The sequence below is a fragment of the Pseudomonas sp. P4795 genome, assembly GCF_048822895.1.
In the GTDB taxonomy this organism is placed as follows: Bacteria; Pseudomonadota; Gammaproteobacteria; order Pseudomonadales; family Pseudomonadaceae; genus Aquipseudomonas.
In genome coordinates this window covers 206,380-219,513 of the sequence record NZ_JBMFBT010000007.1, presented here as the reverse complement: position 1 = coordinate 219,513, position 13,134 = coordinate 206,380, and the positions used below count along the sequence as shown (strand labels likewise).

Annotated in this window: 10 protein-coding genes; 5 read left to right on the top strand and 5 right to left on the bottom strand. The window is 60.3% G+C overall.

Features of this window, described 5'->3' with window-relative positions; translation table 11 throughout:
• Positions 1-29 precede the first annotated feature (29 nt).
• The 4 genes from ACOI8A_RS21205 to ACOI8A_RS21190 all read left to right on the top strand — a co-directional run bounded on the left by ACOI8A_RS21205 (position 30) and on the right by ACOI8A_RS21190 (position 4,293).
• On the top strand, positions 30-653 hold the full coding sequence (locus ACOI8A_RS21205; protein WP_420649331.1) for an FMN-binding negative transcriptional regulator: 624 nt from the start codon (positions 30-32) through the stop codon (positions 651-653).
• A gap of 10 nt (positions 654-663) precedes the next feature.
• Entirely contained in the window at positions 664-1,110 is a 447-nt protein-coding gene (locus tag ACOI8A_RS21200; RefSeq protein WP_420649332.1) for a GNAT family N-acetyltransferase, read from the top strand.
• A 12-nt stretch (positions 1,111-1,122) separates the two neighbouring features.
• Complete coding sequence (locus ACOI8A_RS21195; RefSeq protein ID WP_420649333.1) at positions 1,123-1,794, top strand: GNAT family N-acetyltransferase; 672 nt, start codon at positions 1,123-1,125, stop codon at positions 1,792-1,794.
• Positions 1,795-2,358: 564 nt separating this feature from the next.
• Positions 2,359-4,293, top strand: a complete 1,935-nt coding sequence (locus tag ACOI8A_RS21190; RefSeq protein ID WP_420649334.1) for an autotransporter outer membrane beta-barrel domain-containing protein — start codon at positions 2,359-2,361, stop codon at positions 4,291-4,293.
• A gap of 106 nt (positions 4,294-4,399) precedes the next feature.
• Here the strand turns inward: ACOI8A_RS21190 and oadA are convergent, their stop codons facing one another.
• Both oadA and ACOI8A_RS21180 read right to left on the bottom strand, forming a co-directional pair.
• On the bottom strand, positions 4,400-6,208 hold the full coding sequence (oadA, locus tag ACOI8A_RS21185; protein ID WP_420649335.1) for a sodium-extruding oxaloacetate decarboxylase subunit alpha: 1,809 nt from the start codon (positions 6,206-6,208) through the stop codon (positions 4,400-4,402).
• A gap of 11 nt (positions 6,209-6,219) precedes the next feature.
• Positions 6,220-7,635, bottom strand: a complete 1,416-nt coding sequence (locus tag ACOI8A_RS21180; protein WP_420649336.1) for an acetyl-CoA carboxylase biotin carboxylase subunit — start codon at positions 7,633-7,635, stop codon at positions 6,220-6,222.
• A 190-nt stretch (positions 7,636-7,825) separates the two neighbouring features.
• Here ACOI8A_RS21180 and ACOI8A_RS21175 point away from each other — a divergent pair, with 190 nt between their 5' ends.
• Positions 7,826-8,788: a LysR family transcriptional regulator gene (locus ACOI8A_RS21175; RefSeq protein WP_420649337.1), complete on the top strand. Its 963-nt coding sequence runs from the start codon at positions 7,826-7,828 to the stop codon at positions 8,786-8,788.
• Here the strand turns inward: ACOI8A_RS21175 and ACOI8A_RS21170 are convergent.
• The 3 genes from ACOI8A_RS21170 to ACOI8A_RS21160 form a co-directional block, all read right to left on the bottom strand.
• Positions 8,730-8,933 (bottom strand): PA3496 family putative envelope integrity protein, encoded by a 204-nt coding sequence (locus ACOI8A_RS21170; protein WP_420649338.1) that lies wholly within the window; start codon positions 8,931-8,933, stop codon positions 8,730-8,732. The genes ACOI8A_RS21175 and ACOI8A_RS21170 overlap by 59 nt on opposite strands.
• Positions 8,934-9,168: 235 nt before the next feature.
• Positions 9,169-10,035 (bottom strand): transcriptional regulator HexR, encoded by an 867-nt coding sequence (hexR, locus tag ACOI8A_RS21165; RefSeq protein WP_007954250.1) that lies wholly within the window; start codon positions 10,033-10,035, stop codon positions 9,169-9,171.
• Between the two features lie 136 nt (positions 10,036-10,171).
• Positions 10,172-13,045 (bottom strand): putative bifunctional diguanylate cyclase/phosphodiesterase, encoded by a 2,874-nt coding sequence (locus ACOI8A_RS21160; protein WP_420649339.1) that lies wholly within the window; start codon positions 13,043-13,045, stop codon positions 10,172-10,174.
• Positions 13,046-13,134: the final 89 nt, after the last annotated feature.

Genomic DNA, 13,134 nt, shown 5'->3' with positions numbered 1-13,134 from the left:
TGGGGCCATTCGCCAAGGGAAATTTCTGCATGTATACGCCGCGCGCTTTTGCTATCGATGAGTTGTCCCAACTGCACGAACTGATCCTCGCCAGCCGCCTCGCCATTCTCGTCACCCACGGTGAGCAAGGCCTGCAAGCCAGCCATGTGCCGGTACTGCTGCACTGTGAACAAGGCCAGAACGGCACGCTCTACGGGCATCTGGCCAAGGCCAATCCACAGTGGAAGGACCTGCGCGACGGCGCCGAAGCCATGCTGATTTTTACCGGCCCCGACGCCTACGTCAGCCCGGGCTTTTATCCGAGCAAGGCCGAGCACGGCAAAGTCGTGCCGACCTGGAACTACGTCGCCGTACATGCCTACGGCCACGCCGAAACCTTCAGCGATGGCGGGCGACTGCTCGACATCGTCAGCACCCTCACCGACCGCCATGAGGCCGGTCGCGCCCAACCATGGTCAGTGGCCGACGCGCCCGCCGATTACATCGACGGCATGCTCAAGGCCATTGTCGGCTTTGCGATCCCCATCGAGCGCCTCGAAGGCAAGCGCAAGCTCAGCCAGAACCGCAGTGCCGAAGACATCGCCGGCGTGCGCGAAGGGCTGGCCGCCAGCCCCGATCTCACCGACCAAACCCTCTCCCGTTTGATGCGTTAAGGAAACCAGCATGAGTCAGATCGATATCCGCCAGGTCACGGCCGACGACTACGCCGCCTGGCTACCGCTGTGGCAGGCTTACCTGCGTTTCTACAACACCGAGCTGCCTGAACCGGTTACACAGAGCACCTGGCAACGCTTTCTTGACCCAAGCGAACCGACCCACGCCGCGCTCGCCTGGGCCGACGGCAAAGCGCTAGGCATGGTGCATTACATCTACCATCGCTCGAACTGGAGCATCGAAAACTCCTGCTACCTGCAAGACCTGCTGGTCGAAGCGCAAACTCGCGGCACCGGCGTCGGGCGCCTGCTGATCGAACACGTTTACGCCACGGCCAAGGCCGACGGTTGCTGCAAGGTGCACTGGCTGACCCACGAAACCAACACCACCGCGATCCAGCTCTACGAGCGCATCGCCGAGCGCCCGGGTTTCATCCAGTTTCGCAAAGCCATTTAAGGAGTGCTGCACATGACAATTTCTCCCGCCGACTGGAAAGGCGCCCCGCCGCCCTCGGCCACCCTGCTCGAAGGCCGCTTCATCCGCCTGGAAAAACTCGACCCGACGCGCCACGGCGACGACTTGTTCAACGCTTTGCAAGGCCCCGGCGCCGACCCGAAACTCTGGGATTACTTGCCCTACGGCCCGTTCCCGGAACGCAGCGTCTTCAACGACTGGCTGAACAACCACGCGGCCAACAGCGACCCGTATTTCTTCAGCGTGATCGACCGCGCCAGCGGCCAGGTGCAAGGGCTCCTCAGCCTGATGTCGATCGTGCCGGCGCACGGCCGCATCGAAATCGGCCACGTGACTTTCGGCGCGCCGATGCAGCGCTCGCCGAAAAGCACCGAAGCGGTTTATCTGCTGGCCAAGGAATCCTTCGCCATGGGCTACCGTCGCCTTGAGTGGAAATGCAACAACGCCAACGCCCGCTCCAAATATGCCGCCGAACGTCTGGGTTTCAGCTTCGAAGGCGTGTTCCGCCAGCACATGGTGGTCAAAGGCCAGAACCGCGATACCGCGTGGTACTCGATTCTGGACTCGGAGTGGCCTGCGATTGCGGCAGGGTTTGAGCAGTGGCTGAGCGATGAGAATCAGACGGCGTCGGGGCAGGTGAAAGGGTTGGTTGAGTGCCGCGCCTGACTACGTAAAAGCAAAAGATCGCAGCCTTCGTCAGCTCCTACACGAGATGAATGTAGGAGCTGCCGCAGGCTGCGATCTTTTGATCTGCCCGTTTGTCCGGCAGCCAATAGCAAGTTTCCGGCAATTCGCCAATCGATATTTCAGCGGGGGCTGTAGGCAAAGGCAGCGCTTCATCGAAGTAAAAGCGGATTTTTGAAACTAACGAGCTGCTTTCCTCCCGATCCAGTCGCCGAACCCCTCAGGTTTGGCAGAACGGCCTGACATCGGCGCCCATGGCTCTCCTCTTAAAGTTCAACCTTCGAAAACACGGAGGTTGAACCGATGCTTGCTCGACATACATACCGACTTCACCAACTGGCTGTCGCGATCACACTGACGCTTGGCTATGCGGGAATCTCATTGGCGCAAGAGATAACGCTGGCCTCAGAGCTGCCTTTGCAACTGAGATCGGCGTTCGATACCGTTATCAATGACCCTGATAAGGTCCCTCATGAGATCAAGAGCGCGACAAAGGTCGTCGACGGTTTCTTACTGAAAACGGGTGAAGCGAAGGATCTGGTTAGCGTGAAATCTCGAGCCGGCTTTTCTGGAGTGATTGACGGTGGCGGTGGCGACAACCTTTTACAGCTCGATGGACCCAAGGGCGGAAAGCTTGGCGAGTCGCGTAACTTCCTGGGGCTGGAGGTCAAGCAAGGTGACTGGACGCGCAAAGGCCCCGCAGATTTCACCAGCGGTGTACTGGTCCACTCCAAAGCCCAACTGACAAACGAAGGAACCATCCTCGGCAACGCAGTGACTGAAGGCATTCTGATCAACAAAGGCATGATCGAGCGCGGCGTGATCGTGCTGCCCGGTGGCGATCTCACCCACTCGGGAAACATTGCCGGCACCGTCGACGTGCAGGAGAACGGCCATTTCGCAGGCAACGGCGAAGTCGGCGGTCTGAATATTCAGGGACGCTTTTCGGTGGATGAGGTGTACGGAGCGCCCAAGATCAAGGGCGATCTGAGGCTGTCGAACTCTGCTGTTCTGGCGTACTCCGTCGACGCCACCGGTGACAGTCCCACCATCGTCGTCGCCGGTACAGCCAGCCTTGGAGATGCGACCCTGAAACTGGTCACTGCCGGCGAGTACCCGCAGAGTAGCCAGCACACCATTCTCGAGGCTGGCAATGTCGAGGGACGGTTCGGTACGGTCGAGAATAATCTGGCCTACATGACACCGACCCTCGATTACGACGATCCGAAACGAGTAGATTTGACCTACGCCCGCAACGCGGTGCGTTTAGAGGAAGCCGCCGCCACGGAAAACGCCAGCGCGCTCGCTCAGAGCATCGAGGAACCGCAAGCACTGCCGCAACAGGCGTTGGCGCAGCCCCAGGAAATGCCTTCAACTGCGAAGGCCCTCGCGCCGTCCAACTCAGCCATCCAACCCTTCTCAGCCGCCAGCTCCGTTCCAGCCGCCCCGACCAACACGGCTGTCGCGGCATTACTCGCCACCAACAAATCCATCGCCCCCATCGCCCTGGAACAACTGGCCGGCAGCGGTAATGCCAACCTGTCCAAGGCAACCCTGAGCAGCGTAACCCCGGTAAGCGCCAGCATGTTGTCGGCCATGCACCAGCTAAACGATGTCCAGAACCCACAGGGAAATTCACCACGTCGTGCAGCCGGGAGTGCTGAAACTGGCAGAGTCTGGCTGCAGGCCCTCGGCCACGGCGGCAAACTCGATCGCGATTTTGAGCCGATGCAGCATTCCACCAAGGGCCTTCTGCTGGGTGCGGACTGGCGTGTCGATGAGGAGTGGCGTCTGGGATTGCTCGGCGGAAACTCAAATACGCGCATGGACAGCCGTGAACTGGACGGCGACCTGAACAGTTGGCACTTGGGCGCATACGCCTTGCGTCAAAGCGGTCCAGTCTCAATGAGGCTTGGCGCGAACTGGGGCAGCCATGAAGGCCGGACCAAACGCAAAGTCGAGTTCGACCGTTTCAGCAATCGCCTCAAAGCCAGTTATGAGGCGAGCACCCAGCAGGCCTTCGCCGAAATGGGCTACAACCTGGGCCGCGCAGACACCCTCATCGAACCGTTCGCGAGTGTTGGTTTTCAGCGCTATCAACGCGACGGCTACACCGAGAAAGGCGGGGATGCGGCGCTCAAAGTGCATGGTCAGGCCCAGAGCAACATGAACAGCACCCTCGGCCTGCGCATGGCAAGCGTCAGTACGCTGAACAACGGCATGCGCCTGACCCCGCGATTCAGCGCAGGGTGGAAACACGTTTATGGCGATACCTACACCAGCACTCGGCAACGTCTGGACAAGGGCGGCCGCGACTACACCGTTTACGGCGCAGAGCTGGATCGCGACAGTCTGATGCTCGACACCGGGCTTGACCTGGCGGTCTCCAACAGCCACACATTGGGCGTCGGCCTGTCTGGCGAGATCGGCACCGACAGCCGCAATCACGGCGTAACCGGCCAGTGGCGCATGGCGTTCTGATCGACATACCAGGGCGGGGCGCTTGCGCCCCACCCGCTGAATTGCGCGCAAAAAAAAGGGGAGCACATGCCCCCCGAGGTTTAAACGTTGTATCGAGGCGTGTATCTCAGCCTTCGATCTCGATCAGAATTTCGCCCGGATTCACTCGGTCACCCTTGGCCACATGAATCGCGGTGACCTTACCGGCGATGGCCGCCTGGACTTCGGTTTCCATCTTCATCGCTTCGGTGATCAGCACCGACTGGCCAGCCTTGACGGAGTCGCCTTCCTTGACCAGCACATCGACGATATTGCCGGGCATGGTGGTGCTGACGTGGCCGGGAGCCGAGGCTTGCTTGCGCTTGCTGCTGCCGCCACCGACGAATTCGTTGAGCGGTTCGAACACCACTTCTTCCGGCATGCCGTCGATGGACAGGTAGAAGTGACGCTTGCCTTCAGCTTTGACGCCGACACCAGTGATGTCGACGCGGTAGGTTTCACCGTGGACGTCAATGACGAACTCGGTCGGCACACCCTCGCCGCCCGCCGAGGCCACTGCCCCGGCCTCGGGAATCGGCAACAGCACTTCCGGCGTCAGGGTGCCGGCAGCGCGTTCTTCGAGGAATTTGCGGCCGATGTCCGGGAACATCGCGTAGGTCAGCACGTCTTCTTCGGACTTGGCCAGTGCGCCGATATCGGCACGCAGCTTGGTCATTTCCGGCTTGAGCAGATCAGCCGGACGCACGTCGATCACTTCTTCGCTGCCGATCGCCTGGCGACGCAGCTTCTCGTTGACCACGCCCGGAGCCTTGCCGTAGCCGCCCTGCAGATAAAGCTTCACTTCGTTGGTGATGGTCTTGTAGCGCTCGCCGGCCAGTACGTTGAAGAACGCCTGGGTGCCGACGATCTGCGACGTCGGAGTCACCAGCGGCGGGAAGCCGAGGTCTTCACGCACGCGCGGGATCTCTGCCAGCACTTCAGCCATGCGATTCAGAGCGCCCTGCTCTTTCAACTGGTTGGCGAGGTTGGAGATCATCCCGCCCGGCACCTGGTTGACTTGAACGCGGGTGTCGACGGCGGTGAATTCGCTTTCGAACTGGTGGTACTTCTTGCGTACGGCGTAGAAGTACAGGCCGATCTCTTGCAGCAGTTCCAGATTCAGGCCGGTGTCGTACTCGCTGCCTTTAAGGGCGGCGACCATCGATTCAGTGCCCGGGTGGCTGGTGCCGGAGGCGAAGCTGGAGATCGCGGTGTCGATGTGATCGGCGCCGTTTTCAATGGCCTTGAGTTGACACATGGTCGCGAGACCCGCGGTGTCATGCGAATGGATGAACACCGGCAGCGACTGCTCGCTTTTCAATGCTCGAACCAGTTCACCAGTGGCGTAAGGGGTCAGCAGGCCGGCCATGTCCTTGATCGCAACCGAGTCGCAACCCATGGCTTCCATCTGCTTGGCTTGCGCCACAAACGCGTCGATGGTGTGCACCGGACTGGTGGTGTAGGCAATGGTGCCCTGGGCATGTTTGCCCGCCGCTTTCACCGCTTCGATGGCCACGCGCAGGTTACGCACGTCGTTCATCGCGTCGAAAATGCGGAACACGTCGATGCCGTTGACCGCTGCCTTGGCCACGAACGCTTTGACCACGTCGTCGCTGTAGTGGCGGTAGCCCAGCAGGTTCTGTCCGCGCAGGAGCATTTGCAGTCGAGTGTTAGGCAGCGCCGCGCGCAACTGGCGCAGACGCTCCCACGGGTCTTCTTTGAGAAAACGTACGCAGGCGTCGAACGTCGCACCGCCCCAGCATTCCAGCGACCAGTAGCCGACTTTATCGAGCTTGTCGCAGATCGGCAGCATGTCTTCGGTGCGCATGCGGGTGGCGAGCAGCGATTGATGGGCGTCACGCAGGATGGTATCGGTGACAAAGATCTTCTTGGACATTGTTGTATTCCTCACAGGCCTGCGTGGGCGGCGATGGCGGCGGCGATGGCCAGGGCCAGCTCTTCGGGTTTGCGCTTGATCGAGTAGTTGGTCAGTTCAGGATGGCTTTCAACGAAGCTGGTATTGAACTGGCCGCTACGGAATTCCGGGTTGCGCAGGATTTCCTGATAGTACGCGGCGGTGGTCTTCACGCCTTGCAGACGCATGTCGTCGAGGGCGCGCAAGCCACGGTCCATCGCCTCTTCCCAGGTCAGCGCCCAGACCACCAGTTTCAGGCACATCGAGTCGTAGAACGGCGGGATGGTGTAGCCGGTGTAGATCGCCGTGTCGGTGCGCACGCCGGGGCCGCCGGGTGCGTAATAACGGGTGATCTTGCCGAAGCTCGGCAGGAAATTGTTCTTCGGATCTTCAGCGTTGATGCGGAATTGCAGGGCAAATCCGCGGTGCTGAATGTCTTCCTGCTTCACCGACAGTGGCAGGCCCGAGGCAATACGAATCTGTTCACGGACGATATCGATGCCGGTGATTTCTTCGGTGATCGTGTGTTCCACCTGCACCCGGGTGTTCATCTCCATGAAGTACACCTCGCCCTCGGCGAGCAGGAACTCCACGGTGCCGGCATTCTCGTAACCCACAGCCTTGGCCGCACGCACCGACAGGTCGCCGATGTAGGCGCGCTGTTCCGGAGTCAATTGCGGGCTCGGGGCGATTTCGATCAGCTTCTGGTTGCGGCGCTGGATCGAGCAATCACGCTCGAACAGGTGCACGACGTTGCCGAAGCTGTCGCCGAGGATCTGCGCTTCGATGTGTTTCGGATTGACGATGCACTTTTCCAGGAACACTTCCGCCGAACCAAAGGCCTTGGTCGCTTCGGAAATGACGCGGGGGAAATTCTGTTCGAGTTCTTCGCGGCTGTTGCAGCGACGGATACCGCGACCGCCACCACCGGAGGTGGCCTTGAGCATCACCGGGTAACCGATGCGGTCGCCTTCGGTCAGGGCTTCGGCGATGTCCGCCACGTTGCCCTCGGTGCCCGGCGTCACTGGCACACCGGCCTTGATCATGCTGCGGCGCGCTTCAGTCTTGTCGCCCATGCGGCGGATGACTTCTGCCGACGGGCCGATGAATTTGATTCCGCGTTCGGCGCAGATATCCGCCAGTTCCGGGTTTTCCGAAAGAAAACCGTAGCCGGGGTGCAGCGCATCGCAGCCGGTTTCCACCGCCAGGTTCACCAGCTTGCGCGGATTGAGGTAACCGGCCAATGGCTCGGCGCCAATGCTGTGGGCCTCGTCCGCACGCTTCACATGCAGCGCGTGACGGTCGGCGTCCGAGTAGATTGCGACCGAGCGGATACCCATTTCGGCGCAGGCTCGTACGATTCGTACGGCAATCTCACCACGGTTGGCGATCAGGATCTTTTTTATCACTTGGAGGTTCCCTTGAGCCGGTGGCATCACGACCTGCTAGTCCCAGGTCGACGCGTGACCAAATGTTTCAATCTGGTCGCGCCCCCACACTAGCGCTCATAAGGGATTAACAAAAATGAATAAAAATTGGGTCAGCCATAAGTAAAGACTTATAGTCAGCGCATCAGCCTGCGGCCAGAGTGTTTATACAATGCGTAAGTCATTGATGCGTATGACATTGCGTCAATTGCAGATCTTCAATGAAGTGTGTGATTTACGTTCCTACAGCCGTGCAGCTGAGGAAATGTCGCTCACACAACCGGCCGTCAGCCTACAGATTCGGCAGCTTGAAGAGCTGATAGGCCAGCCGTTATTCGATTATGTCGGCAAAAAACTCTACATGACCGAGGCGGCCGAGGCGCTTCAGCGCGCTAGTCGGGACATTTTCGGACGGCTGGAAAACCTCGATATGCAGCTGTCGGACATGCAGGGTTCGTTGCAGGGCCAGCTGAAACTGGCGGTGGAATCCAGCGCCAAGTACTTCGTGCCACACTTGTTTGCTGCCTTCAAGCGCCAGCATCCCGAAGTGAATCTGCAACTGACCGTTGTCAACCGCGGCCAGGTGATTCGCCGTCTCTCGGACAACCGCGATGATCTGGTAATCATGTCGATGGTGCCGCAGGACATGGGCCTTGAATTCCTGCCGTTCCTCAACAATCCGATTGTGGCGGTTGCGCCGCCGGATCATCCGCTGTCGCACATGGGGCCGCTGCGCTTGCAGGATCTGGAGCCTTACACGCTGCTGATTCGCGAAGCCGGTTCAGGCACACGCATGGCTTGCGAGGAATACTTCAAAGAGAAGCGCGTGCACTTCACGCAGACCCAGGAAGTGGCGTCGGCCGAGGCTCAGCGTGAATGCGTGCTGGCGGGTCTGGGCCTGGCGCTGTTGACGCGCCACGCCCTGAACCTTGAGCTGGCGACCGGCGCGCTGGTCGAGCTGCCGGTCGAAGAACTTCCATTGCTCCGTAGCTGGTGCCTGGTGCAGGCCAAAGCCAAACGCCTGTCACCGGTAGCACACGCCTTCCTGGCGTTTATCCGCGCCGAGCGCGTGCAGATCAGCGCGCTGGTTGAGCGTTTCGCCGGGAAACTGCCGGTGCTGCCTGCCAGTGATTGATCTCGGCAAAATCGTCGATTTCGGCGAGCAGCAGGCGCTGTTCGGCGCGATCTTCGATAGCGCGGCGAAACTCCATGCGACGCTGGTCTTCCTGCTGACGACGGGTTTTCGCGGCGCTGTTGCGTTCTTCGTAAGGCTGAGCCATTTCGAGTCTCCCAAGGCGTTTACGGGAGTTTCACGATAGGCGCGGGGGATGACGGTTTGGCTGCGGGCCGATGACAGTGGGATGAATTCTTCCCTGTGGCGAGGGGATTTATCCCCGTTGGGCTGCGCAGCGGCCCCCAATCTCGGAAGTACGACTCCGCTTACGAAGATCTTGCGACTGCTTCGCAGCCGAACGGGGATAAATCCCCTCGCCACAACAGCCCCGCACTCCAGGGTCAGTCGTCCAGCGCTTTCACCGATTTGGGCGACAGGCGCAAGCTGCGCAGGCTGCGTTTGACGCTCTTGAGGTGGTTGACCAGGCTCGGCCCACGCGCCATCGCCACGCCCATTGCCAACACGTCGATCACTACAAGGTGAGCAATCCGCGATGTCAGCGGCGTATAGATTTCAGTGTCTTCATGCACATCGATCGCCAGATTGACCGTCGAAAGCTCGGCCAACGGCGTCTGGCTCGGGCACAGCGTAATCAACGAAGCACCGCTCTCCCGCACCAGATTGGCGGTAATGAGCAGATCTTTGGATCGACCGGACTGCGAAATGCAGATCGCCACATCCGTCGGCTTCAACGTCACAGCCGACATCGCCTGCATGTGCGGATCGGAATACGCCGCCGCCGTCAGCAGCAAACGGAAGAACTTGTGCTGCGCATCCGCCGCCACCGCGCCCGACGCACCAAAGCCGTAGAACTCGACGCGCTGCGCCTGCGACATCAACGTCACCGCGCGCTGCAACTCCAGCGGATCGAGCTTCTCGCGAACCTCCATCAGCGTGTGCAAGGTGGTGTCGAAAATCTTCAGGCTGTAGTCGGCGACGGAATCGTCTTCATGAATGGCGAACTGACCAAAACTGGCGCCGGCCGCGAGGCTCTGCGCGAGCTTGAGTTTCAGATCCTGAAAACCCGAACAACCGATGGCGCGACAGAAGCGCACGATGGTTGGTTCGCTGATACCGACGCTGTGCGCCAGGTCGGCCATGGAACTGTGCATCACCGCCGCAGGGTCAAGCAGCACGTGGTCGGCGACCTTGAGCTCCGACTTGCGTAACAGGTGACGTGACTGGGCAATATGTTGCAGCAGATTCAAAGGACTGGACTCTTGTTATGGGGCAGATGCCGGGGATGTAGCAAGCTTGTAGTTATACTACATGAATCGGCATTTTGCCTGCTCAATGCGTATCTGGATGCCCCCGGATCAGGCGTCGTCCTCTGTATGTAGCCCTTTACGCCGGTTTTTCCTGCCCGCGTAGTAACTCGGCCAGAGTCGTCGCCTCGACCGGACGGCTGATCAAATAACCCTGCACCTCATCACAGCCCTCAGCCCGCAAAAACTCCAGCTGCTCCGGCCGTTCGACGCCTTCAGCCACGACTTTCAGCGACAAGCCATGCGCCATCGCAATGATCGCGCGAGTAATAGCCGCGTCCTCGCTGCCCTCCCCCAGTCCGCGAATAAACGCCTGATCGATCTTCACGTAGTCCACCGGAATCCGCTTCAGATAACTCAGCGACGAATAGCCGGTGCCGAAGTCGTCGATGGCCAACTTCACCCCAAGATCACGCAGTTGCTGGAACGTGGCGATGATGTGTTCAACGCTGTCGAGTAGCTGACTTTCGGTGAGTTCGAGTTCGAGGTAGTGCGGCGCGAGGCCGGTTTCTTCGAGCACTTGGCGCACCAGACTGACCAGTTTGCCTTGGCGCAACTGGTGCCCCGACAGATTCACCGAGACCCGAATCGGCGCCAGCCCTTGCCGCTGCCATTCACACGCCTGCAAACAGGCCTGGCGCAGCACGAACTCGCCAATCGGCCCGATCAACCCGGTTTCCTCAGCCAAGCCGATGAAATCCCCCGGCGGCACTCGGCCAATGGTCGGATGATCCCAGCGCACCAGTGCTTCGGCGGCGTTCAGCCGTCCCGTCTCCAGGCAAAGCTTGGGTTGATAGAAGACGTGCAGCTGCTGTTCCTCGATGGCTTTGCGCAGCTGGTTTTCCAGCTGCAGACGCTCAAGGGTGCTGGCTTGCAGGCTTTCGGTGTAGAACTGGAAGTTGTTGCCGCCCAAATGTTTGGCGTGTTGCATGGCCATGTTCGACTGACTGACCAGCGCGGAGATTTCCCGGGCGTTGTCCGGCAGCATGCTGATGCCCATCGAGGCGCTGACCACCAACTCATGTCCGTCGATGATCAGCGGCAAGCGCAGTTTGGTCGAAAGCCGTGTAGCGACCCGCGCCAGACTCGACAGGCTGCCATAAGCATCGAACAACACCGCAAACTCGTCGCCGGACAGGCGGGCGATGGTGTCGGCTTCCGGCAAGGCGATGACCAGGCGCCGCGACATTTTTTGCAGCAACTGATCGGCAATTTCATGGCCGAGGCTATCGTTGAGCAGCTTGAAGCGATCCAGGTTGATGTGCAGCAAAGCCAGACTGCGGCGTCCGCCCTGCCGCACGCGTTGATGCGCTTCGTGCAGGCGGTCGCGGAACAGCGAGCGGTTGGCCAGTCCCGTGAGTTCGTCGTAGTGCGTCAGGTAGCGCATACGCTCTTCAGATTCGCGACGCGCGGACAGATCGGCGAAGAAGCCGACGATATGACTGACACTTCCCCGGCGATCACGCACGACATTCAGTTGCAGCCACTGCGGGTACAACTCGCCGTTCTTGCGGGTTTCCACCAGCTCACCTTGCCAACTGCCGTGCTGCTCCAACGCCTGGCGAATGGCCGCGTAATGTCGACGCGCGTCGCGACTGCACGGCAACTCGACCACATTGCGCCCGAGCATGTCGTCGATGTCGTAACCGGTGACCCGGCTGAACGCCTGATTGATCGCAATCAGCGAGTAGTTCGGATCAAGAATCACGATGCCTTCGCTGGCCGCTTCAAACACGGTTGCCGCCAGTTGCTGCTGCACCTCCAGGCTTTTGCTCACGCTGATGTCGCGGCGGGTGCCGACCATGCGGATCACCCGTCCGCTGTCGCTGCGCTCAACCGCGCGGCCACGGTCTTCAATCCACACCCAATGGCCATCGCCATGACGCACGCGGTATTCGATCTGATAGTCCTCGGTGCGACCTTTCAGATGCTCGATCAAGGCGTACTTGAGCAACGGCAAGTCATCCGGGTGCAGCCGCGGCTTGAGATCCCTGAGCAGTGCCGTGACGTACTCAGGGGCGAGGCCGAACAGTTCCTGAAGCTGCGTGTGATGCACTTCATCGGTTTGCAGGTTCCAGTCCCACAAGCCCAACTCACTGGCTTTCAACGCCAGCGCCAGCCGCGCTTCGCTTTTGCTCAGGGCCTGATTGGCGGCGTCCAGTTCCAGGCTGCGCTGAGCGACGCGCGCTTCCAGTTCGACTTGCGCCTCGCGCAATTTGCCCTCGACGCAACGCCGGTGGTCGATTTCTCTGGCCAGTTCCTGATTGAGCTGTCCGCTGCGGGTTTGTGCCTGCTGCAAATGTTCGATCAGGTGCTGAGTCTGAAAGCGCCGCAGCAAGCCGCGATCGATCAGACGATGAACCTGCCACGCCACCACGCTCAGTGAACCCAACAGAATCAGCCCGAGCCAACCCCAGCCGCGCGCCTGATCGTCGCCGCCCCAGAACAGAAAGCCGATGGCCGGCAGCAGACACGGCAAGGTAAAGGACAGAAACGCCGGAAGACTCACCGCGTAAGCAACGCTGGCCGATAGCGTCGCCGCGCCAATCAGGCCGAACACCCAGGCTTGCTCGATGAAGTTGTCGGCGGGCACCAGAGCGATGCCGGCGCCGGCCAGAGTCAGGCCGGTCATGGTCGAACCGAGCAGAAACATCCGCCGCCAGATCGGCTGGGCCTGACGGTCAGGGATCGCCGAATCGAACGCCGCGACCTGAATTACCCGCAACGCCACCAATGACAGCAGCCACACCAGCCAGACGCTGACCACGAAGTAACGCTGCGGGCTCCAGAGCAAACCGGCGCAGACCAGACCATTGATCAACATGAACAGCGTCGGCAGCAGCGAACCCTGATAAAGCAGGCGCGTGCGCTCGACCGCCATCTCGGTGGCGTAGTGTTTGCGGATAACCCGGGGTTCCACGGAGGGGCCCGACAGGTCTGAGCTGAGGGTCATAGGCAACGTTCTTGTTCTTATAGATGTGGGCATGCGCCCGGAAACGTGGACGGAGCATACACAAGCCGATTCACTTGCCACACTGCTCG

Excerpts from the sequence above, each read along its gene's own strand:
- ACOI8A_RS21205 (WP_420649331.1), top strand. The coding sequence starts at position 30 with ATGTATACGCCGCGCGCTTTTGCTATCGATGAGTTGTCCCAACTGCAC.
- ACOI8A_RS21200 (WP_420649332.1), top strand. The coding sequence starts at position 664 with ATGAGTCAGATCGATATCCGCCAGGTCACGGCCGACGACTACGCCGCC.
- ACOI8A_RS21195 (WP_420649333.1), top strand. The coding sequence starts at position 1,123 with ATGACAATTTCTCCCGCCGACTGGAAAGGCGCCCCGCCGCCCTCGGCC.
- oadA (WP_420649335.1), bottom strand. The coding sequence starts at position 6,208 with ATGTCCAAGAAGATCTTTGTCACCGATACCATCCTGCGTGACGCCCAT.
- ACOI8A_RS21175 (WP_420649337.1), top strand. The coding sequence starts at position 7,826 with ATGCGTAAGTCATTGATGCGTATGACATTGCGTCAATTGCAGATCTTC.
- ACOI8A_RS21170 (WP_420649338.1), bottom strand. The coding sequence starts at position 8,933 with ATGGCTCAGCCTTACGAAGAACGCAACAGCGCCGCGAAAACCCGTCGT.
- ACOI8A_RS21160 (WP_420649339.1), bottom strand. The coding sequence starts at position 13,045 with ATGACCCTCAGCTCAGACCTGTCGGGCCCCTCCGTGGAACCCCGGGTT.